Source organism: Variovorax sp. Soil_C_12 (assembly GCF_057657375.1).
The window spans coordinates 82,377-101,011 of the sequence record NZ_JBDGIO010000013.1; the positions used below are offsets into that span (position 1 = coordinate 82,377).

At 68.5% G+C, this 18,635-nt stretch carries 24 protein-coding genes; 4 read left to right on the forward strand and 20 right to left on the reverse strand.

Features of this window, described 5'->3' with window-relative positions:
• Nucleotides 1-24: 24 nt before the first annotated feature.
• From AC3A6X_RS27655 to AC3A6X_RS27685, 7 genes are all read right to left on the reverse strand, one after another.
• On the reverse strand, nucleotides 25-1,059 hold the full coding sequence (locus AC3A6X_RS27655; RefSeq protein WP_487845148.1) for an aldo/keto reductase: 1,035 nt from the start codon (nucleotides 1,057-1,059) through the stop codon (nucleotides 25-27).
• 122 nt (nucleotides 1,060-1,181) lie between these two features.
• Nucleotides 1,182-1,973 carry a phosphonate ABC transporter, permease protein PhnE gene (gene phnE, locus AC3A6X_RS27660; RefSeq protein WP_487845149.1) on the reverse strand — a complete coding sequence of 264 codons (792 nt, stop codon included), beginning with the start codon at nucleotides 1,971-1,973 and terminating at the stop codon, nucleotides 1,182-1,184.
• Nucleotides 1,974-2,031: 58 nt separating this feature from the next.
• Nucleotides 2,032-2,976 (reverse strand): phosphonate ABC transporter substrate-binding protein, encoded by a 945-nt coding sequence (phnD, locus tag AC3A6X_RS27665; RefSeq protein ID WP_487845150.1) that lies wholly within the window; start codon nucleotides 2,974-2,976, stop codon nucleotides 2,032-2,034.
• A 47-nt stretch (nucleotides 2,977-3,023) separates the two neighbouring features.
• Complete coding sequence (phnC, locus tag AC3A6X_RS27670; protein ID WP_487845151.1) at nucleotides 3,024-3,878, reverse strand: phosphonate ABC transporter ATP-binding protein; 855 nt, start codon at nucleotides 3,876-3,878, stop codon at nucleotides 3,024-3,026.
• 131 nt (nucleotides 3,879-4,009) lie between these two features.
• On the reverse strand, nucleotides 4,010-4,264 hold the full coding sequence (locus tag AC3A6X_RS27675) for a Txe/YoeB family addiction module toxin (RefSeq protein WP_487845152.1): 255 nt from the start codon (nucleotides 4,262-4,264) through the stop codon (nucleotides 4,010-4,012).
• On the reverse strand, nucleotides 4,261-4,512 hold the full coding sequence (locus tag AC3A6X_RS27680) for a type II toxin-antitoxin system Phd/YefM family antitoxin (protein WP_487845153.1): 252 nt from the start codon (nucleotides 4,510-4,512) through the stop codon (nucleotides 4,261-4,263). Before AC3A6X_RS27680 ends, AC3A6X_RS27675 begins: the two co-directional genes overlap by 4 nt.
• Before the next feature lie 92 nt (nucleotides 4,513-4,604).
• Nucleotides 4,605-5,687, reverse strand: a complete 1,083-nt coding sequence (locus tag AC3A6X_RS27685; protein WP_487845154.1) for an ATP-dependent DNA ligase — start codon at nucleotides 5,685-5,687, stop codon at nucleotides 4,605-4,607.
• Nucleotides 5,688-5,774: 87 nt separating this feature from the next.
• Here AC3A6X_RS27685 and AC3A6X_RS27690 point away from each other — a divergent pair, with 87 nt between their 5' ends.
• Nucleotides 5,775-6,569, forward strand: coding sequence for an exodeoxyribonuclease III (locus AC3A6X_RS27690; RefSeq protein WP_487845155.1), 795 nt, complete (start codon nucleotides 5,775-5,777; stop codon nucleotides 6,567-6,569).
• A gap of 41 nt (nucleotides 6,570-6,610) precedes the next feature.
• Here the strand turns inward: AC3A6X_RS27690 and AC3A6X_RS27695 are convergent, their stop codons facing one another.
• The 7 genes from AC3A6X_RS27695 to phnG all read right to left on the reverse strand — a co-directional run bounded on the left by AC3A6X_RS27695 (nucleotide 6,611) and on the right by phnG (nucleotide 12,560).
• On the reverse strand, nucleotides 6,611-7,765 hold the full coding sequence (locus AC3A6X_RS27695; RefSeq protein ID WP_487845156.1) for an alpha-D-ribose 1-methylphosphonate 5-triphosphate diphosphatase: 1,155 nt from the start codon (nucleotides 7,763-7,765) through the stop codon (nucleotides 6,611-6,613).
• The gene (gene phnL / locus AC3A6X_RS27700) at nucleotides 7,762-8,478 is read right to left on the reverse strand and encodes a phosphonate C-P lyase system protein PhnL (protein ID WP_487845157.1); all 717 of its coding nucleotides are present in this window, start codon (nucleotides 8,476-8,478) and stop codon (nucleotides 7,762-7,764) included. Before phnL ends, AC3A6X_RS27695 begins: the two co-directional genes overlap by 4 nt.
• 34 nt (nucleotides 8,479-8,512) lie before the next feature.
• Nucleotides 8,513-9,292 (reverse strand): phosphonate C-P lyase system protein PhnK, encoded by a 780-nt coding sequence (gene phnK / locus AC3A6X_RS27705; RefSeq protein WP_487845158.1) that lies wholly within the window; start codon nucleotides 9,290-9,292, stop codon nucleotides 8,513-8,515.
• Nucleotides 9,293-9,362: 70 nt separating this feature from the next.
• On the reverse strand, nucleotides 9,363-10,247 hold the full coding sequence (locus AC3A6X_RS27710) for an alpha-D-ribose 1-methylphosphonate 5-phosphate C-P-lyase PhnJ (RefSeq protein ID WP_487845159.1): 885 nt from the start codon (nucleotides 10,245-10,247) through the stop codon (nucleotides 9,363-9,365).
• Nucleotides 10,244-11,335: a carbon-phosphorus lyase complex subunit gene (locus AC3A6X_RS27715; protein WP_487845160.1), complete on the reverse strand. Its 1,092-nt coding sequence runs from the start codon at nucleotides 11,333-11,335 to the stop codon at nucleotides 10,244-10,246. The genes AC3A6X_RS27710 and AC3A6X_RS27715 overlap by 4 nt, the downstream gene beginning before the upstream one ends.
• A 5-nt stretch (nucleotides 11,336-11,340) precedes the next feature.
• Nucleotides 11,341-11,970: a phosphonate C-P lyase system protein PhnH gene (gene phnH / locus AC3A6X_RS27720; protein ID WP_487845264.1), complete on the reverse strand. Its 630-nt coding sequence runs from the start codon at nucleotides 11,968-11,970 to the stop codon at nucleotides 11,341-11,343.
• Nucleotides 11,971-12,044: 74 nt separating this feature from the next.
• Nucleotides 12,045-12,560: a phosphonate C-P lyase system protein PhnG gene (gene phnG / locus AC3A6X_RS27725; RefSeq protein ID WP_487845161.1), complete on the reverse strand. Its 516-nt coding sequence runs from the start codon at nucleotides 12,558-12,560 to the stop codon at nucleotides 12,045-12,047.
• Nucleotides 12,561-12,637: 77 nt separating this feature from the next.
• Between phnG and phnF the strand changes: the two genes are divergently transcribed.
• The 3 genes from phnF to phnN are packed head-to-tail and all read left to right on the forward strand — an operon-like array spanning nucleotide 12,638 to nucleotide 14,647.
• A complete protein-coding gene (gene phnF, locus AC3A6X_RS27730; protein ID WP_487845162.1) occupies nucleotides 12,638-13,399 on the forward strand; it encodes a phosphonate metabolism transcriptional regulator PhnF in 762 nt (253 codons plus the stop codon).
• Nucleotides 13,392-14,099 (forward strand): DUF1045 domain-containing protein, encoded by a 708-nt coding sequence (locus tag AC3A6X_RS27735; RefSeq protein ID WP_487845163.1) that lies wholly within the window; start codon nucleotides 13,392-13,394, stop codon nucleotides 14,097-14,099. The genes phnF and AC3A6X_RS27735 overlap by 8 nt, the downstream gene beginning before the upstream one ends.
• Nucleotides 14,096-14,647 carry a phosphonate metabolism protein/1,5-bisphosphokinase (PRPP-forming) PhnN gene (gene phnN / locus AC3A6X_RS27740; RefSeq protein ID WP_487845164.1) on the forward strand — a complete coding sequence of 184 codons (552 nt, stop codon included), beginning with the start codon at nucleotides 14,096-14,098 and terminating at the stop codon, nucleotides 14,645-14,647. The genes AC3A6X_RS27735 and phnN overlap by 4 nt, the downstream gene beginning before the upstream one ends.
• Nucleotides 14,648-14,699: 52 nt before the next feature.
• Here phnN and AC3A6X_RS27745 read toward each other — a convergent pair whose 3' ends face one another.
• The 6 genes from AC3A6X_RS27745 to AC3A6X_RS27770 all read right to left on the reverse strand — a co-directional run bounded on the left by AC3A6X_RS27745 (nucleotide 14,700) and on the right by AC3A6X_RS27770 (nucleotide 18,576).
• Nucleotides 14,700-15,143, reverse strand: coding sequence for a CesT family type III secretion system chaperone (locus tag AC3A6X_RS27745; RefSeq protein ID WP_487845165.1), 444 nt, complete (start codon nucleotides 15,141-15,143; stop codon nucleotides 14,700-14,702).
• An 89-nt stretch (nucleotides 15,144-15,232) separates the two neighbouring features.
• Entirely contained in the window at nucleotides 15,233-15,613 is a 381-nt protein-coding gene (locus AC3A6X_RS27750) for a hypothetical protein (protein ID WP_487845166.1), read from the reverse strand.
• A gap of 308 nt (nucleotides 15,614-15,921) precedes the next feature.
• A complete protein-coding gene (locus AC3A6X_RS27755) occupies nucleotides 15,922-17,208 on the reverse strand; it encodes a phospholipase D-like domain-containing protein (RefSeq protein WP_487845167.1) in 1,287 nt (428 codons plus the stop codon).
• 30 nt (nucleotides 17,209-17,238) lie between these two features.
• Nucleotides 17,239-17,412, reverse strand: coding sequence for a hypothetical protein (locus tag AC3A6X_RS27760; RefSeq protein ID WP_309959824.1), 174 nt, complete (start codon nucleotides 17,410-17,412; stop codon nucleotides 17,239-17,241).
• Nucleotides 17,413-17,524: 112 nt separating this feature from the next.
• The gene (locus tag AC3A6X_RS27765) at nucleotides 17,525-17,878 is read right to left on the reverse strand and encodes a YbaN family protein (RefSeq protein ID WP_487845168.1); all 354 of its coding nucleotides are present in this window, start codon (nucleotides 17,876-17,878) and stop codon (nucleotides 17,525-17,527) included.
• A 17-nt stretch (nucleotides 17,879-17,895) separates the two neighbouring features.
• A complete protein-coding gene (locus AC3A6X_RS27770) occupies nucleotides 17,896-18,576 on the reverse strand; it encodes a peroxiredoxin-like family protein (RefSeq protein ID WP_487845169.1) in 681 nt (226 codons plus the stop codon).
• Between the last annotated feature and the right edge of the window lie 59 nt (nucleotides 18,577-18,635).

The window sequence follows — 18,635 nt, forward strand, 5'->3', positions numbered from 1 at the left end:
GGAGGAGCCAGACGGGTTCAGCGATTACTGCGCCAGCTGCTTCCGCCTGGCCCCGCCCTGCCGCTCCAGCATCCATCCCGGGTACTCAGAGGGCAGTGCGCTGACCTTGTCCAGCTGCGCCAGCTCCTCGCCGCTCAGCTTCACCGCCGTCGCCGCGATGTTGTCGTCCAGCTGGTCCACGCGCTTGGCGCCGACGATCACGCTGGTGACCACCGGCTGGTGCAGCAGCCAGGCCAGCGCGACCTGTGCCACCGAGACCTTCTTGCCCTCGGCGATGGCGCGCATCGTGTCGATGGTGTCCCAGGCGCGATCGAGCTGCACCGGCGGGAAGTCGAAGGTGGTTCGGCGGCTGCCCTGCTCGGCCTGGGTGCTGCGGCCGTACTTGCCGCTCAAGAGGCCGCCCGCGAGCGGACTCCACACCATCAGGCCCACCTGCTCGCTCTGCAGCATCGGCACCAGCTCGCGCTCCAGGTCGCGTCCGGCGATGGTGTAGTAGGCCTGCAGCGATTCGAAGCGCGCGAGGCCCAGGCGCTCGGAGATACCCAGCGCCTTCGCGATCTGCCAGGCCGCCCAGTTCGACACGCCCACGTAGCGCACCAGGCCCTGCTGAACCAGCGTGTCGAGCGCGCGCAGCGTCTCCTCGATGGGCGTGGCCGGGTCGAAGCCGTGGATCTGGTAGAGATCGACGTGCTCCAGCTGCAGCCGCTTCAGGCTCGCATGCACCGAATGCAGGATGTGATGGCGCGAGGCGCCGCGCGCATTGGGCCCCGGGCCCATTTCGCCCAGCACCTTCGTGGCGACCACCACGTTCTCGCGCGGGATCTTCAGGTTCTTGAGGGCCTGCCCGGTCATGATTTCCGAGCGGCCTTCGGCATACACGTTCGCGGTGTCGATGAAGTTGATGCCGGCATCGATCGCGCGGCCGACCAGCTCATCGACCTGGCGCTGCTCCAGGTTGCCGATCTGGCTCCAGATGCCGCTCTCGCCGCCGAAGGTCATCGTGCCGAGGCACAGTTCCGAAACGAAGAGGCCGGTGCGGCCGAATTTCTTGAAACGCATGGGGAGCACTCCTTGATGAGGCTGGGAAGTATCTGCCTCGATCGGCCTCGGGCCCATGCCGGATCGTGGCGCAAGATTGCCCGATCCTGCAAAGTGAAAACGCCCGGCCCGAGCCGTGAGCTTCAGACCAACAGCTTGCGGATGCGCGCGGAGACCAGGTCGATCAGGCTCACGCTCACCACGATGATGATCATCACGGCGCAGGTCTGGTCGTACTTGAAGCCGCGGATGATCTCCCACAGCACCACGCCGATGCCGCCCGCACCCACCATGCCGACCACCGAGGCCGAGCGCACGTTGGATTCGAAGCGGTAGAGCGCATAGGAGATCCACAGCGGCATCACCTGCGGGATCACGCCGTAGACGATCTCGTGCAGCGCGCTGGCGCCGGTGGAGCGGATGCCCTCCACCGGCTGCGGGTCGATGGCCTCCACCGCTTCGGCGAAGAGCTTGGCCAGCACGCCGGTGGTATGCACCCACAGCGCCAGCACGCCGGCGAAGGGGCCAAGGCCCACGGCCACCACGAAGAGCATGGCGAACACCATCTCGTTGATGGCGCGGCAGGCGTCCATCAGGCGACGCATGGGCTGGTAGATCCACCAGGGCACGATGTTGGCGGAGGCCAGCAGCGCCATCGGCACGGCCGACACCACCGCCAGCGCCGTGCCCCACAGCGCGATCTGCAGCGTGATCACCATCTCCTGCGCATACATGCGCCAGTCGGTGAAGTCCGGCGGGAAGAACTCGGCCGCGTAGGTGGCCATGTTGCCGGAGTCGCGCAGCAGCTCGAAGGGCCGCATGTCGGCGCCCTTCCAGGAGGCGGCCAGCAGCAACAGCAGCAGGGCCCAGGAGAGCTGCCAGGCCAGGCTGCGCTTCGGGGCCGGCGCGGCCGGCAGCGGTGGATGGGAGGTCAAGACCGTCGAGTGCATGGGTGCGGGAGCGCAGGCGGCGCGATCGCCGCCCGCGTCGTCGTCAGTTCAGGGCAGAGAGCTTCTTGTCGATGTCGGCCAGGCGGGTCTTCTTGTCGGCTTCGCCGATCGCGGCATCGGCCTCGATCTTGTTGCGCTGCCCGAACAGGTCGAGCTGGCGGATCGGGAGCAGCTGCTTGTCGCTCGACTCCTTGAAGCCCGAGAGCTTCGAGATCTTCATGACGATCTCTTTCTCGCGCGCGTCGGTCTTGGCGTAGTTGTAGAAGAAGTTCCTGAGCTTCGTCTTGGTGGCCTCGGGCAGGTCCTTGCGCATCACCAGCGGGTCCAGCGGGATCAGCGGCGAGGTCCAGACGATCTTGATCTCCTTGAACTTGTCAGGCGCGCGCTCCTTGATCTTTTCCATGTTCTCGCTGTTGTTGGTCGCCACGTCCACCTGCTTGTTGGCCACCGCCAGCGCGTTGGTCTCGTGGTTGGCGCTGCGGATGACCTTGAACAGCGACTTGGCGTCCACCTTGTTCTGCGCGAAGGCGTAGTAGCTGGGCACCAGGAAGCCCGAGGTGGAGTTCGGGTCGCCGTTGCCGAAGCTCAGCGACTTGCCGTTCTTGATGACGTCGTCGAGCGTGCTGAGCGGGCTGTCCTTGTGCACGATCAGGTGCGAGTAGTAGCCCTGGGTGCCGTCGGCATTCACCATCTGCGCGAACACCTCGCCGCCGGCGCGGTCCACCGCCTCCATCGCCGACTTGTTGCCGAACCAGCCGAGCTGCACCTTGTTGAAGCGCATGCCTTCGATGATGCCGGCGTAGTCGGGCGCGAAGAAGGCCGTGACCTTGAGACCGGTCTGGCGGCTCATGTCGTCGATCAGCGGTTGCCAGTCCTGCTTGAGGTTCTGGGTCGCCTCGGTGGAGATGATGCCGAAGTTGATGTCTTGCGCGAGCGCGGCCGTCATGCCGAGGCCCAGCGCCAGGGCCGCACACAGTTTCTTGATCATGGAGAGGCTCCAGGTTGGAAGAAGAGAAGGAGAGAAGACAGAGGAACTCAGGCCGCGGCCGCCAGCGGCACCAGCGCCGGCTGCGGGAGCACATGCACCTGCGCCTGCGCTTCGGCCGAAGGCGGCGCCAGCAGCTCGTCGGCCTGCACGCCGTAGAGCTCGCGCAGGAGCGGCGCGGTGAGGGCCGACGAAGGGCCGTCGTAGACGATCTCGCCCTGCTTGAGGGCGACCACGCGCGGGCAGTACTTCATCGCGATGTCGACCTGGTGCAGCGAGACGATCACCGTGCAGCGGTCCTCACGGTTGATGCGCGCCAGGATCTCCATCACCTTGCGCGAGGACTCCGGGTCCAGCGAGGCGATGGGCTCGTCGGCCAGCACCACCTTCGCGCCCTGCACCAGGGTGCGGGCGATGGCGGCGCGCTGCTGCTGACCGCCCGAGAGGGTGGAAGCGCGCTGCGCCTGGCAGTCGGCGATGCCCACGCGGGCCAGCGCCTCGAGCGCCTGCGTGCGTTCCTCGCGGGTGAAGGCGCGCGTCCAGCTGCGCCACCAGGGCATGCGGTGCAGCGAGCCCACCAGCACATTCACCAGCACCGGCAGCCGCGCCACCAGGTTGAACTGCTGGAAGACGAAGCCGATCTGCGCCCGCACCCGCCGGATGTCGCGGTCGATGCGGCCGCGCTGCTGCACGCGCTTGCCGTCGATCTCGATCAGCGAATCGCTCTCGCCGTCGGCCGCCACCAGGCCCGCCACGTGGCGCAGCAAGGTGGATTTGCCGGAGCCGGAGGCGCCGATGAGCGCGACCATCTCGCCCCGGCACACGTCGAGGTCGATGTTGCGCAGGGCATGCCTGCCGCTGGCGAAATGCTTGTTGAGCTGGCGGATGCGCAGGGCTGTTTCCATCGTCGGCTTCGAAGTCGTCTAGACAACCGAAGTCTGCGCGGGTCCTGTGACGGGCGCTTGACGCTTTGGCTACGAACGCGTGTCAGGCAAGAATGCCGACGTGAAGCCGAAGTGCCCCTGACTTGCTCAAGTCAGTAGTGATAGCGCAGCTGAGCGATGAGAAGCCCTTCCTTCTCGGGCTTGTAGACCATCCGGTGCTCGTCCGTGATCCGCCGGGACCAATAGCCGCTCAGAGCGTGTTTCAGCGGCTCGGGCTTTCCGATGCCCGTGAAGGGTTCGCGCATCGTGTTCTCGATCAACTCGTTGATTCGCTTGACCATGCGCTTGTCCTGCTGCTGCCAATAGACATAGTCTTCCCACGCCTGCTCGGCAAAGACCAGCTTCACTTGGCGAGCTTTCGAACCTTGCCCTTGCCAGATTCGAGCGCCTCCATTGCCGCCAGCAGGCGCCTGGCGTTGGCGGGGCTCCTGAGCAAGTAGGCTGTCTCCTCCAGCGACTTGTAATCTTCCAACGACAGCATCACGACCGACTGCTCCCCGCTGCGCGTGATGATCAGCGCCTCGTGGTCGTTGCAAACGCGATCCATCGTCTTGGCCAGATTGGCGCGCGCGGAGGAATAGGTGATGGCGTCCATGTTTCAGTGCCCCGGAATCTGTACGTGTTATTGTACATATCTGGCGCCGACACCACCACCATCGAGGCCGGCGCCGACGAAGGGGGTGCGTGTCAATGCCCCGAAAACACCCGAGCCAACTCGTACGGCGGCGTGACTTCCAGCTGGTCGTAACGGCAGGCGCCGGGCGACTTGTCCCACCGCCAGCGCAGGAACACGGCCGCATGGCGAAACCGGTCCCCCTGCAAGTGGTCGTAGCGGACCTCGCACACGCGCTCGATGCGCAAGGGCTCCCACGACAGATCCTTGCCCCCGCTCCACCGGCTTCGCGCGCCGGGCATCCGCTGGTGCAGCCCGCCAGCCGGCGCGCCTGCCCATCCCGACCAGGGATGCCCCGCCAGGGCGTTGTCGCGCAACGGCTGCAGCTCGGCGGACAGGCTCCGGCGCGTTTCCATGTCGAAGGAGGAGGTCACGCCCACGTGCTGGAGCACATCGTGTTCATCGTAGAGGCCCAGGAGCAGCGAGCCCACGGCCGGGGGCCCGCTCTTGTGCCACCGGAACCCCGCCACCACGCAGTCCGCGGTGCGCTGGTGCTTGACCTTCAACATCGCGCGCTTGGCCGGCAGATAGGGCTGGTCCGCCCACTTGGCGATCACGCCATCCAGGCCGGCACCTTCGAAATGCCGCAGCCATCGCAACGCAAGCGCGCGGTCGGTGGTCATCGGCGTGAGCCGGATCGGGGACGCCGACTCGGCCAGCAGCGCCTCGAGCAGGAGCCGGCGCTCGGCCTGTGGGCGGGTCATCAGCTCCCGGCCCTCCCATGCCAGCAGATCGAAGGCGACGAAGGAAGCGGGCGTCTCGGCGGCCAGGCGCGCGACCCGCGAAGCCGCGGGATGCACGCGTTGCTGGAGGGCGTCGAAGTCGAGCCCGCGCGGCGTGGCGACGACGATCTCGCCGTCGAGCACGCAGCCCTCGGGCAGCGCTGCCGCGAACGCTTCGTGCAGATCGGGGAAGTAGCGGTCGAGCGGCTTGCCCTCGCGGCTTTGGATCATCGTCCCGCCGCCGTTGCGAAAGACGATTGCGCGGAAGCCGTCCCACTTCGGCTTGAACAGGAAGTCCTCGCCCTCCGGCAGGCTCGCGGCCGTCTTGGCGAGCATCGGCAAGATGGGTGCATGCGGTGCGGTTCCGGAATTCATCGATGCAATGGACCACCGCGCCTACGCGCTTCCTGAAGGAAATCCGACCATGATGTCGACATCCTTCTTCCGCTGATCGCAAGCACCATGAAGATCGCCAGCTTCAACGTCAACGGTATCAACGGCCGGCTGCCGCGGCTGCTCGAATGGCTCGACGAGTCCAGGCCCGACGTGGCGTGCCTGCAGGAATTGAAGTCCCCCGACCAGAACTTTCCGGCGGCCGCGCTGCGCGAGGCAGGCTACGGGGCTGTCTTCCACGGCCAGCGTGCATGGAACGGCGTGGCCATCCTGGCGCGCGGCAAGGATCCGATCGAAACCGGGCGCGGCCTGGAGGGCAACGCCCAGGACGACCAGAGCCGGTACATCGAGGCCGTGGTCGACGGCGTCGTCATCGGCTGCCTCTACCTGCCCAATGGCAATCCGTGGCCCGGCCCCAAGTTCGACTACAAGCTGGAATGGTTCGACCGGCTCTGCGTCCATGCGCGCAGGCTCTTTGCCTGCGGTCTGCCCGTGGTGCTGGCGGGCGATTTCAACGTGGTGCCCACCGATGCCGACATCTACAACCCGGCCTCGTGGCGGGACGACGCATTGCTGCAGCCGGAGAGCCGCGCCGCCTTCGCGCGGCTGCTCCAGCAGGGCTGGACCGATGCGATCCGCGCCTTGCATCCGCATGAGGCGATCTACACCTACTGGGACTACTGGCGCAATCGCTGGCCGCGAAACGCCGGCCTGCGCATCGATCACCTGCTGCTCAACGACGAACTGGCGCCGATGCTGAGCGCTGCAAGCGTGGACCGCGAGGTGCGCGGTCGTCCTGGGGCGAGCGATCATGCACCCGTCTGGGTCGAGGTCGATTTGCCTCCAAGTCTTGCCATCGCTTGAGGGAGAGGTACGCCCTCTGGGCCGACCGTTGACACAGCGCGCTACAGCACCCGCCGCCCTTCACGCCACACCCCCCGCACCACCGCATGGCGCGAGCCATCGGCCAGCTCGGTCATGCGCACGCGCACCAGGTCCGCGCGCAGGCCGGGCTCGATGGCGCCGCGGTCGCGGAGGCCGGTGGCCTTCGCCGGTGCGCGGGTGACCGTGGCCACTGCCTGCGGCAGGGTGAAGACGTCGTCGGCCACCAGGCGCATCACGGCGCCGAGCAGGCTGCTCGGCACGTAGTCGGACGAGAGGATGTCCAGCAGCCCTTGGCGCGCCAGCTCGGCCGCCGCGACGTTGCCCGAATGCGAGCCGCCACGCACCACGTTCGGCCCGCCCATCACGGTGGCCAGCCCGCGTTCGCGCGCGGCCGAGGCAGCCGCCATCGTGGTCGGAAACTCCGACATGCTCGCGCCCTCGGCATGCGCCTGCTCGACGTGGGCCACGGTGGTGTCGTCATGGCTCGCGAGCGCGATGCCGTGGGTGCGGCAGTAGTCCACGAAATGGCGGCGGTGCGGCGCGGCGTACTGGGCCTGCAGCGTGGCGGCGTGCGCGACCTGGCGCTCGAACTTCTCCGCGCTCCAGCCCTTCTTGCCGGTGTAGTAGATACGCGCGACCTCGATGTTCTCCCACTGGCGCTGGCCAGGCGTGTGGTCCATCAGCGAGATCAGCGAGACGCGCGGATGGCCGTGGAAGGGCTCGAAGAGCTCGATGGTGTTGGGCGCGGGCAGCTCGCAGCGCACATGCAGGTGGTGGTCCGCGCGCAGCAGGTCCTTCGCCGCGCAGTTGTCGAGCGTGGCCAGGGTCTTGGTCCAGGTGCTGCCGCGCAGGCTCTCGGTGTCGGACTCGCCGACGCCCAGCGCGTCGAAGACGGTGGTGATGCCGGCGGCGGCCACCTCGGCGTCGTGCGCGAGCAGCGCGGGCATCTCGGCCCACTGCACCTTGGGGCGCGGCATCAGGTGGCGCTCGAAGTTGTCGGTGTGCACCTCGACCAGGCCGGGCAGCAGGTAGTCGTTCTCGAGGTCGACGATGCCCGCGGCGGTGCTGCCGCCGTCCAGCGCGGCGATGCGGCCTTCGGCGACCGAGAGGCTGCCGCGCACCACTTCGCCCGGCAGCACCATGCGCGCGTTGGAGAACACGATCGCTTCGCTCATGCCACGCTCCTGAAGTCGGCGACGTTGACTCGGCGCGTCGCCACCGCCGCACCCACCTCGGCGTCATGGAAGATGCCCACCAGCGCTGCGCCGCGCGCCGTGGCCTCGCGGATCAGCTCGATCACGGTGCGGGTGTTGGCCGCATCCAGCGAGGCGGTGGGCTCGTCCAGCAGCAAAAGGGGCTTGGGCTTGATCATGTTGCGTGCAATGTTGATGCGTTGCTGCTCGCCGCCCGAGAAGGTGGCGGGCGGCAGGTGCCACAGGCGCTCGGGGATGCGCAGGCGCTCGAGCCAGCGGCGCGCCTCGGCGCGCGCGGCCGCGAGGCCCGCGGCGTCGTCGCCGGCATCCTCGGCCAGCGGCTCGGCCACCACGTCCAGCGCCGGCACGCGCGGGATGACGCGCAGGAACTGGCTCACGTAGCCGATGGTGTCGCGGCGCAGGCGCACCAGCTCGCGCGGCGTGGCCGCGGTCACGTCCACCGCATCGCCCCCGGGCGGATGCACGGTGATGCGGCCGGCACTGGCGCTGTAGTTGGCGTAGATGAGCTTGAGCAGCGTGCTCTTGCCCAGGCCCGAGGCGCCGTCGAGCACCACGCATTCGCCGGGCGAGACGCTGAGCTCGACGCCGTCGAAGACCGGCAGCGAAAGCTGGTTCTGGTGATGGAGGGTGAAGCGCTTGGCCACCCCCTGGAGTTGGAGCAAAGGTCGGTTCATTGGAGTACCTTCGCCTTGGGAGCGGCCCGGCGGCTCATGGTTGCAGCACCGAGGAGACGAGGAGCTGGGTGTAGGGATGCTGCGGGTCGTCGAGCAGCTGGTCGGTGAGGCCGGCCTCGACCACGCGGCCGCGCTGCATCACCATCATGCGGTGCGCGAGCAGCCGCGCCACCGCGAGGTCGTGCGTGACCACGATGGCGGCCAGCTGCATCTGGCGCGTGAGCTGGCGCAGCAGGTCCAGCAGGCGCGCCTGCACAGAAACGTCGAGCCCCGAGGTCGGCTCGTCCATGAAGACCAGGCGCGGGCGCGTGACCAGGTTGCGCGCGATCTGCAGCCGCTGGCGCATGCCGCCGGAGAAGGTGCGCGGCGCGTCGTCGATGCGCGCCGGATCGATCTCCACGCGCGCCAGCCATTCCGTGGCGGTGGCGCGCAGGCGGCCGTAGTGGCGCTCGCCCAGGCCCATCAGCCGCTCGCCGACGTTGGCGCCGGCCGAGACGTCCATGCGCAGGCCCTCGGCCGCGTTCTGGTGGACGAAGCCCCAGTCGGTGCGCGCGAGCAGGCGCTGCTCGGCCTCGCTCATCGCGAAGACCTCGCGCAGTCCGGCGCTGCGGGTCTGGAACTGCACGCTGCCGGCATCGGGCTTGTCGCGCGCCGCCACCGCGTTGAGCAGGGTGGACTTGCCGGAGCCCGACTCGCCCACGATGGCCAGCACCTCGCCGGGCCAGAGGTCGAAGCTCGCGTCCTGCAGGGCGACGCGGTCGCCGTAGCGCTTGCCGATGCCGCGCACGCGCAGCAGCGGCTGGGGGGAAGCCATCGCTGCGCTCATTGGGTAACCTCCGCGCTGCGCGCTGCGGTGCTATTCGACTTGGGAGCGGCCCGGCGTCTCATGCCGCCTCCGTCACGCGATCGGCGGGCAGCAAGGGCGCGGGCGCCTCCTGATCCTGCTGCCGCGACTGGCAGTAGTCCGAGTCCGAGCACACGTGCATGCGCGTGCCGCTGTCGTCGGTGATCAGCTCGTCGAGGAAGCTGTCGCCGGCGCCGCACAGCGCGCAGCGCGCGTCCCAGCGCTGCACCTCGAAGGGATGGTCCTCGAAGCCCAGGCTCTCCACCGGCGTGTAGGGCGGCACGGCGTAGATTCGCTTCTCGCGGCCGGCGCCGAAGAGCTGCAACGCGGGGTTCATGTGCATCTTGGGGTTGTCGAACTTGGGGATGGGCGAGGGCGACATCACGTAGCGCTCGTTGACCAGCACCGGGTAGTCGTAGGTGGTCGCGATGTGGCCGTAGCGCGCGATGTCCTCGTAGAGCTTGACGTGCATCAAGCCGTACTCGGCCAGGCCGTGCATGGTGCGGGTGACGGTCTCGCGCGGCTCCAGCCGCTGCATGGGCTCGGGCACCGGCACCTGGTAGACCAGCACCTGTCCCTCGGCCAGCGGCATCTCGGGGATGCGGTGGCGCGTCTGGATCAGCGTCGCCTCCTGCGTGCGGGTGGTGGTCGCGACGCCCGTCGTGCGCTCGAAGAAGCGGCGGATGTTGACCGCGTTGACGGTGTCGTCCGAGCCCTGGTCGATGACCTTGAGCACATCGCGAGGTCCGATCACCGAGGCCGTGACCTGGATGCCGCCGGTGCCCCAGCCGTAGGGCAGCGGCATCTCGCGCGAGCCGAAGGGCACCTGGTAGCCGGGGATGGCCACCGCCTTGAGGATGGCGCGGCGGATCATGCGCTTGGTGCGCTCGTCGAGGTAGGCGAAGTTGATGTGGGCGTCGCTCATTCGTCGTCCTTCGATGCGTGGGCGGCGCGCATGCGGCGCACCAGCTCCAGCTCGGCCTGGAAGTCCACGTAGTGCGGCAGCTTCAGGTGCTGCACGAAGCCCGAGGCTTCGAGGCTGTCGCTGTGCGAGAGCACGAATTCCTGCATCTGCGCGGGCGACTCGACCGTCTCGCCCAGCTCGTCGGCGCGCAGCGCGCGGTCGACCAGGCTCATCGCCATCGCCTTGCGCTCGCTGTGGCCGAAGGCCAGGCCGTAGCCGCGGGTGAACTGCGGCGGCTCGGTCTTGCTGCCGGCGAACTGGTTGACCATCTCGCACTCGGTGATCTCCAGCTCGCCAATGGAGATGGGAAAGCCCAGCTCCTCGGGCGCGAGCTCCAGCGCGACGCTGCCGAAGCGGATCTCGCCGACGAAGGGATGGCTGTGCGAATAGCCGCGCTGGGTCGAGTAGGCCATCGCGAGCAGGAAGCCCTCGTCGCCGCGCGCGAGGTTCTGCAGGCGCGTGGCGCGGTCGGCCGGGAAGCGCAGCGGCTCGCGCGTGAGGTCCACCGGCGCAGGATCGCCGGGGGGCACGGGGCGGGTCTCGATCAGGCGCTCGTGGTTGAGGAGGTCCACCACCCGCGGGGTGGCGGCGGGCGCATCGACCGGCGCCGTCGCGGCCTCGGTGCGTGTCGGCGCCTCGCCGTTTGCGAGCAGCGTGAAGTCGAGCAGGCGCTGCGTGTAGTCGTAGGTCGGGCCCAGCACCTGGCCGCCGGGCAGGTCCTTGAAGGTGGCGGAGATGCGGCGGTCCAGCTGCATGCGCGCGGTGTCCAGCGGCAGGCTCGCGCCCAGGCGCGGCAGCGTGGCGCGGTAGGCGCGCAGCAGGAAGATGGCTTCGACCAGGTCGCCCGCGGCCTGCTTGATGGCCAGCGCGGCGAGCTCGGGGTCGTAGACCGAGCCCTCGGTCATCACGCGATCGACCGCCAGCTTGAGCTGCCCGCGGACCTGCGTGACGGAGAGCTCGGGCGTGGCGCTGTCGCCGCGGCGCTGTTCGGCCAGCAGGCGATAGCTCTGGAGGATGGCGGCTTCACCGCCCTTGACTGCGACGTACATCCGCTTCAGTCCTCGAGTTCGATGTGCGTGGTGCGCGGCAGGCCGACGATCTGGTGCTGCGTCGCGAGGAACAGGTCCACGCCGCGCGGAAAGGCGGCCTGCTGCGCGGCGCGCTGCGCCACCAGCCGGTGCGCCATCTCGCTGGGCAGGCCGTCGACGCACAGGCGCGTCTGCGTGCGAATGCCGGGGCCGCGCAAGGTCCAGCCCTCGTCCTCGTCGCCGTCGGCCAGCGAGGGCACATCGACCACGCAGGTGGCGGACTGCTCGGGCGCGACGTCGGCGCCCTGCGCGAAGCGTTCCAGCGGCGGCGCCTCGTCGCTGCTCGCGATCCAGGCGAACTGGGCCTCGGCCGGATCGTCCACCAGCGTGCAGCCGCTGTGGAAGCGCAGCCAGGCGGCCGCGTCGCTGGTTGCAAGCGAAGGCGAAAGCCACAGCTTGCAGTCCGGATCGAGCAGCGCCAGCAGCAGCGCAGCCGAGGCCGCATGCCCGCGCGAAGGCACCTGGGCATCGTGCGGCAGGTCGACGATGCGGCCCGGGTGCGAGAGTGCCTCCAGCGCCGCACGGAACACGGCCTGGCTGCCGAGCGCCAGGTCGGAGAAGCCCGCGCCCACGGCGGACAGGTCGGTGGTGGTCATGGTCTGGCTCATCGAAACACCTTCGCCTTCGCCTTCGGCTGCGGTGCGAGCGCCTTCGGGCGGCCGGGCGGCGCTCATTCGTCTTCCTCTTCGTCGCCATCCGCACCGCCGGCTTCGCGCGCGACGGTGAAGAACTCGACCTTGCTGGCCTGCGCGCGCGCATGCCGCTCGGCGCGCTGCTGCGCCAGGTGCAGCCGCACGGGCTCGAGCAGGCTGGCATCGAGCGCCTCCTGCTGCGCAGGGTCCTGCAGCAGCGCATCGGCCACGGCGGCGAGCTGCGCCTGCCGGTGCGAGCGGCCCAGCACGTAAGCGACGCCGACGGCCGCGTCTTCCTGCGCCACGCCCGCCAAGCGCAGGGCGCAGCGGGTGACCGTGACTTCGCCGAGGTTGAAACGCTCGCCGGTGCCGCCGGCGCGGCCCTGGATCATCATGAGACCCGTCTCCGGCGCGCGCAGCCATTGCGGCGCACGCTTCGCGTGCTCGCCCAGCGCCGGCTCCAGCATCGAGAGCGGCGCCCTTGCCAGCACGGCCATCCACTGCGCGCGGCCCGGCGGCCGGTTCGCAGGGTGGTTGTCAAAGGCATGAAACATCGGGGTGATACTCTGGGAAAGTTGTATAGACAAATCGAACAACTGGCGCCAGCTTAGGCGCGACCCGTGTCCCTTTCATGACAACCACCACGACGTCTTCCTCCCCGCTTGCCCTCACCCCGCGCCCGGCGCGCGATTCGTTCTGGACTCGCATCGCGGCCGAGCTGGCCGATGCCATCGCGCGCGGCGTCTATCCGCCCGGCGAGCGCCTGCCCTCGGAGCACGCGCTGGCCGAGCAGTTCGGCGTCAACCGCCACACCATCCGCCGCTCGCTGGCCAGCCTCAGCAGCCAGGGCCTGCTGCGCGTGACGCAGGGCAGCGGCACCTATGTGGAGGAGTTCGCGGTGGAGCTGGTGCTGGCCAAGCGCACGCGGCATCACCAGAACATGGCGCTGGCCGGCCTGCGCGGCGAGCTGCGCGTGCTGGGCTCGGCCACCGTGCGCGCGACCGCGGCGCAGGCGCGCGCGCTGCAGGTGCCCGTGCGCAGCCTGCTGCTGCGCCTGCAGGTGCTGGGCGAGGCCGAGCAGCAGCCGCTGCACGTGGGCGAGCGCTTCTTTCCGCTGCCCCGCTTCGCGCAGCTCGAGGCGGTGGTGCGCGAGACCGGCTCCATCACCGCCGCCTTCGCCGCCCACGGCGTGGCCGACTACACGCGCCACGAGAGCCGCATCACGGCGCAGATGCCCGAGCCCGAAGTGGCGGCGCAGCTGCGCCAGCCGGCCGCACGGCCCGTGCTGCTGGTCGAGAGCGTGAACGTGGACACCGAGGCGCAGCCGATCGAGTTCGCGCGCACCTGGTTCGCGGGCGACCGCGTCACGCTGACGGTGACGCACGATGAATGAGGCGCCGGTGCATCGCTACGCGGTCTATTTCGCGCCGCGCGTGAACAGCCCGTGGTGGCTGGCCGGCAGCCGCTGGCTGGGGCGCTGCGCGGGGCGCGGGGAGCCGATTGCGCAGGCGCCGGTGCCGGGCCTGTCGGCGCCCGAGTTGCATCGGCTGACGAAGGCGCCGCGGCGCTACGGCTGGCATGCGACGCTGAAGGCGCCCTTCGCGCTGGCGCCGGGCGTCGATGAAGCGCAGCTGCGCGCCAGCACACGCGCGCTCGCGGCCGAGTTCCCGCCTTTCACCCTGCCTCCGCTGAAGGTCGCGATGCTCGACGACTTCCTCGCGCTGGTGCCCGATGGCGATGCGCACGCGGTCGAGGCCCTGGCCGCCGCCTGCGTGACCCACCTGCAGCCGCTGGCGGCGCCGCTCGCACCCGCCGAACTGGAACGGCGCCGCGCGGCCGGGCTCACGCCCGCGGAAGATGCGCTGCTGCTGCGCTGGGGCTACCCCTTCGTCCTGGAGCGCTTCCGCTTCCACCTCTCGCTCACCGGCTCGCTGAAGGATGCGGAGCCCGCGGCGATCGAGGCGTTGAAGGAAGCGGCGCGCCACCGCTTCGATGCGCTGCCGGCCTGCCGCGTCGACAGTGTTTCGCTCTTCGCCGAGCCCCGGCCGGGCGCGGACTTCATGCTCGTCGAGCAAGTGGAGCTCGGCGCATGAAGGGTCAGCTGGTCTATGTGATGGGTCCTTCCGGCGCGGGCAAGGACAGCCTGATCGCCTGGCTCAAGGACCATCTGCCGCCGCACCTGCCGCTGCACCTGGCGCGCCGCACGATCACGCGGCCGATCCGCCACGGCGACGAGCAGCACCAGAGCGTGAGTGAGCAGGCCTTTGCGCTGCTGCACCAGGCGCAGGCCTTCGCGCTCGACTGGCAGGCCAACGGCCTGCGCTACGGCGTGCGGCACGATGAGCTGGCGCCGCTGCATCGCGGCAAGTGGGTGCTGGTCAATGGCTCGCGGGCGTACCTGCCGCAGGCTGTCGCGAAGTTTCCGCATCTCACGGTGGTGCACGTCACAGCCAGCCTCGAGGTGCTGCGGCAGCGCCTGTTGGCGCGCGGGCGCGAGACGCCGGAGATGGTCGAGGCGCGGGTGCGGCGGGCGCTGGTGTTTCGGGCGCCGGCCCATGCCATCGAAGTGCGCAATGATGGCCACCTCGCCGAGGCCGGGGCGCAGCTCGTGGCGGCTTTCGAGCGGCTGCGGCAAGTTTGAAGCCGCGCGTTCAGACGGGCAAGGTCTTTGCGGATGAGGCGTGGACCCCAGTTCAGCTGCCCAAGGGCAACGGAGCCTGAGAGCTTTCAGTGATGACCGAGCTCATGAGCGCAAGCGCGGCCTTGGCCTTCTGAGCGTGCTCGCGCAATGCGTTCGCGACCGCCCGCGCCGGACTGCGGTGCGGCTCGAAGAAGTGAACGGCGTAAATCAGCCGGGATGCTTCAGAATCCAGCGCGAACACACCCGTCGTCTTGCTGCCGCTGAGCAGATTCAGGTGCATGAGACTCAGCAGCGCGAGGAAAGGCGCGTCCGCGGGCACGTCGCCCATGTCGAAATGCAGGACGAGGCGATTGGGGTCGCGTCGCGTGTCGTGAATGAAGTTCACGGGGACATCATCGATGACGGTGTGACGCATGTCCGCGAGCAGGTACTGGTCGGTGTGTCCCAGCTGCACAGCGACGGCAGCCAGCAGGGTGCGAAGTTCGAACTCGTTCATGTTGCTTTGCTGGAGGTCTGACAGCGGTCCGGAGCGGCGCGCGATGCCCGAGCGGCCGCTGTGCGTTGCACAGACCGATCTGTTGTTGCTCAGGACAAAAGGCGCGTGGCCTCGGAGATCCATCTATCGAGTAACTCTTTCACATTGGCTGGCACCTCCTCGGCGCTTTGGTTCCGGATCGCGTCACACAATTGCAATACATCAGCAGGTGGCAGTGTGAGGAGTTCAGCGGTGAAGGCGTTCGCGTGATCGTTGTGAAGAATTGCCAGGAATCTGATTTGCTCGCGCAGAGACATCTGCAGAAACCCGTCGACGAGCAAAGAAGGATCGCGGAACAAGATTGCAATTGCACCGTTGAGCGGATGTTTGGTGATTGCTTTTTCGAGCGTATCGTATCTGCGTGCTCGATCTCCATCCCCAGCATGTTGAGGCGGTGCTGCAAGGGACATGAGGTGGCGCACCATCTCCATGGTGTTGGCGAGGAATTTCTGAATTTGCGTTGTACGCCTTGTTGGTGGGACGCTTGATGTTCCATTCAGACGAACGAGAATTCAAAGACATCTTGGCGGCAATCCTCAAAACCACGCCGCCCCGCGCCCAAGCCCAGCACCGCGTTGCCCGAGCCGATCCACCACTTGTAGGCGAACTTGGCGAAGTCCAGCTTGAGGTCGAGGTTGACGTTGCCGAGCGCCGTGACCGAGGTCGGCCCGATCGCGAAGCTGTTGGCGAAGCCGGTGCCGTAGTCGCGGAAGGCGCCTTGTTGCTCCGAGCACGTCGGTCACAAGATCTCGTTGAACGCATAAAGCAAGTTGTCCTGGCACCGATGCCAGAGCCCGCGCCCAGCCCATGCGTCGGCCCGCAACTCTACGCAGTCCCGGGCGTCGCGCTCGAAGATCGCCTCCAGCTGCGCGGCCAGCGCTTCGTCGCGCACCCCCAGCGTGATCTCGTCGTTGGTCTCGAAGGAACGGTCGTCGAAATTGCTCGACCCGATCGCACACCACGCCGTGTCGACCGCCATCACCTTCTGGTGCAGCAGGCACTTCGGATACTCGAAGATCCGCACGCCGCCGGCGAGCAGGAGGTGGAAGTTGCGATGCGCCGCATGCTGGACCATGGGCATGTCCGACGCTTCGGTCGACGGCACCATCACGCGAACGTCGACCCCGCGCTGCGCCGCGTCGCACATCGCATCGATCGCCTCCCTGTCCGGCAGGAAGTAGGGGTTTTGTATCCAGATCCGCTTGCGCGCGACGCACAGCACCAGGTGGTGCAGGATCTTCACGGCGGGCGGCGATCCCTCCGGCTTGAGGCTTGCAACGTGAACGGCGATGTCGCCCACACGCTGCAGCGGCGGGAACACATCGTCGCCGAGGAACAGCTCGCCGGTGTCCTCCACCCAGTTCTCGCTGAAGGCGCCCTGCACCGCGTGGACGATCGGCCCGTGGAGGCGCACACCCAGGTCGCGGACATGCTCGCGGCTCTCGCCATTGCCCATCCAGCCATCGACGATGCAGTGGCCCCCGACCATCGCCACCCGGCCATCGACCACCAGCAGCTTGCGATGGTCGCGCTCGTTGAAGACGCCGATGTTCCGGATGTGCCGCGGGTGATGCATCCTGACCGGGCAGCCCCCTTCCCGAAGGCGCAAGGCATCGCGCCCCATCTTCTTGCCGCCGTCGGCATCGACGAGCACGCGCACCTTCACGCCCGCGCGATGACGTTCCAGCAGGGCTTCTGCTAGGCGTCCCCCCAGCACGCCCTCCTTCCACAGGAAGGTCTCGAAATGCACGGAGGCCTTGGCCGCACGGATCTCAACGAACATGGCATCGAAGAAGGCGCCGTTCTCCAGCAGCTCGACCGCGTTGCCTTCGTAGACCGTGCCCTGCGTCAGCCCCGACAAGGACGGCATCAGGTCGGCGAGGGCCGCATCGCATTCGATCACCAGGCCGGGGTCGCGATGCCGGCGAATCGACCAGATCACCAGCCCGAGCACGACGACGACGAGCGCCAGCGCCAGCGCGAGCCAGGTGGGCCACGACGGCGAGCCGGGGAGGTCAACGCCCATGCCGCCCCCGGCAACCGAAGGCCGGAGCCGTCATTCCTTGGGGTCGATGCCCTCGATCGGATTCTTCGTCACGTCCTTCCCGATCTCGACCACCTTGTCTTCGTTGGCCTCGTCGCGAAACTCGCCGGGTTGGTCCTCGGTGCTTTTCTCCATGTTGTCCTTGACGCTCTCGCGAGTCGTCTTGGGCTGTTCCTTCGTGTTCATGGTGTCTCCTTGCAAATGGACGATCGGCACGCTTCGAGCGTGGCGGCTGCGACGGCGCCACGGTGTCAGGCAAGAAGAAGTTCGTGCGTAAGCGATGCCGCGCCGCGCGGGCCTACTGCTCAGGCCTTCGCCAGAGCCAGATCGACACGGCCAGCATGATCAGCGGGACCGCGATCCTCGCCGCCAGCGGCACTGGCGCGAACTGCAGGACCAGAGCGCCGGAGGCCATGGAGACGCTGGCCGCCCACTTCGCGCGGCGAGACACGACCTGGCCCCGGCGCCATTCACGAAGCGAATGCCCGTAGCGCGGATGCCCGAGCAGCCATTGCTCGAGCGCCGGCCATCCGCGCCCCGCGCACCACGCGGCCAGGAGCAGGAAGGGAACCGTCGGGAGAAGCGGCAGCACAACGCCGACGATCGCGAGCGCAAGAAACAGGATCGCCAGGATTCGCCAGAGCAGGGACAAGCGGTGCAGTTCCCAGATCAGCGCTCGAGGGCACCCGCCGCGGCCATGATCTGCGCCGCGTCCGGAAAGTAGCACAGGCTGCTCGGCCCATCGCGCGCTTCGATGTTCGCCCAGGCGATGGTGCCGGCGCCATCGATCAGGAAGTGCCCGACCAGCTGCGTGGCATGGCTCGCCATGATCGCGCTGTCGGATTCGTCGGGCTCGAAGCCGTCCTTGGCGTTGAGCGCGGCATTGGCGGCCATCGGCTGCATGCCCTCGGGCAGCTCGCCGGTGGGATTGACGCGTGCCGCCTCGAAGTCCGCCATGCGCGTGCGGGAAGGCCATTGGGCCGGCTCTGTGCTGCCGTCGGGCAGGAACTCGACGGCCGGCACGCCGAAGGCCCGGTGCGTGCCGCAAGCCGGGTCGGCCAGGAGCAGCAGCGGCACCGGGCGGTAGCGGAAGTACATGCGGGCGCGCTCCACGGGCGTGTTGATCACCGCCACGGTCTCGATCCCCTCGGCGCGCAGGGCCGGCTGGATCTCGGCCAGCTGCGTCACCTGGCGCCGGCAGAAGGGGCAGTGCAGCCCGCGAAACAGACCGATCAGGAAGGGGCGGCCACGCAGGTCGGCGAGGGAGAGGCTGCCTTCGCGGTTGGCCGCGGGGAGCGTGAACGCGGGCGCCGGGTCTCCGGGTTGCAGCGGATGTAGCGGGTCTCCCATGGGGCACCTCTCTTCGTCGTGTCGTTCGGTCGAGCGGGCAGGCGTTCGACCCTATCACT

Excerpts from the sequence above, each read along its gene's own strand:
- AC3A6X_RS27655 (WP_487845148.1), bottom strand. The coding sequence starts at position 1,059 with ATGCGTTTCAAGAAATTCGGCCGCACCGGCCTCTTCGTTTCGGAACTG.
- phnD (WP_487845150.1), bottom strand. The coding sequence starts at position 2,976 with ATGATCAAGAAACTGTGTGCGGCCCTGGCGCTGGGCCTCGGCATGACG.
- phnC (WP_487845151.1), bottom strand. The coding sequence starts at position 3,878 with ATGGAAACAGCCCTGCGCATCCGCCAGCTCAACAAGCATTTCGCCAGC.
- AC3A6X_RS27680 (WP_487845153.1), bottom strand. The coding sequence starts at position 4,512 with ATGGACGCCATCACCTATTCCTCCGCGCGCGCCAATCTGGCCAAGACG.
- AC3A6X_RS27685 (WP_487845154.1), bottom strand. The coding sequence starts at position 5,687 with ATGAATTCCGGAACCGCACCGCATGCACCCATCTTGCCGATGCTCGCC.
- AC3A6X_RS27690 (WP_487845155.1), top strand. The coding sequence starts at position 5,775 with ATGAAGATCGCCAGCTTCAACGTCAACGGTATCAACGGCCGGCTGCCG.
- AC3A6X_RS27695 (WP_487845156.1), bottom strand. The coding sequence starts at position 7,765 with ATGAGCGAAGCGATCGTGTTCTCCAACGCGCGCATGGTGCTGCCGGGC.
- phnL (WP_487845157.1), bottom strand. The coding sequence starts at position 8,478 with ATGAACCGACCTTTGCTCCAACTCCAGGGGGTGGCCAAGCGCTTCACC.
- phnK (WP_487845158.1), bottom strand. The coding sequence starts at position 9,292 with ATGGCTTCCCCCCAGCCGCTGCTGCGCGTGCGCGGCATCGGCAAGCGC.
- AC3A6X_RS27710 (WP_487845159.1), bottom strand. The coding sequence starts at position 10,247 with ATGAGCGACGCCCACATCAACTTCGCCTACCTCGACGAGCGCACCAAG.
- AC3A6X_RS27715 (WP_487845160.1), bottom strand. The coding sequence starts at position 11,335 with ATGTACGTCGCAGTCAAGGGCGGTGAAGCCGCCATCCTCCAGAGCTAT.
- phnH (WP_487845264.1), bottom strand. The coding sequence starts at position 11,970 with ATGACCACCACCGACCTGTCCGCCGTGGGCGCGGGCTTCTCCGACCTG.
- phnG (WP_487845161.1), bottom strand. The coding sequence starts at position 12,560 with ATGTTTCATGCCTTTGACAACCACCCTGCGAACCGGCCGCCGGGCCGC.
- phnF (WP_487845162.1), top strand. The coding sequence starts at position 12,638 with ATGACAACCACCACGACGTCTTCCTCCCCGCTTGCCCTCACCCCGCGC.
- AC3A6X_RS27735 (WP_487845163.1), top strand. The coding sequence starts at position 13,392 with ATGAATGAGGCGCCGGTGCATCGCTACGCGGTCTATTTCGCGCCGCGC.
- phnN (WP_487845164.1), top strand. The coding sequence starts at position 14,096 with ATGAAGGGTCAGCTGGTCTATGTGATGGGTCCTTCCGGCGCGGGCAAG.
- AC3A6X_RS27745 (WP_487845165.1), bottom strand. The coding sequence starts at position 15,143 with ATGAACGAGTTCGAACTTCGCACCCTGCTGGCTGCCGTCGCTGTGCAG.
- AC3A6X_RS27750 (WP_487845166.1), bottom strand. The coding sequence starts at position 15,613 with ATGGAGATGGTGCGCCACCTCATGTCCCTTGCAGCACCGCCTCAACAT.
- AC3A6X_RS27755 (WP_487845167.1), bottom strand. The coding sequence starts at position 17,208 with ATGGGCGTTGACCTCCCCGGCTCGCCGTCGTGGCCCACCTGGCTCGCG.
- AC3A6X_RS27760 (WP_309959824.1), bottom strand. The coding sequence starts at position 17,412 with ATGAACACGAAGGAACAGCCCAAGACGACTCGCGAGAGCGTCAAGGAC.
- AC3A6X_RS27770 (WP_487845169.1), bottom strand. The coding sequence starts at position 18,576 with ATGGGAGACCCGCTACATCCGCTGCAACCCGGAGACCCGGCGCCCGCG.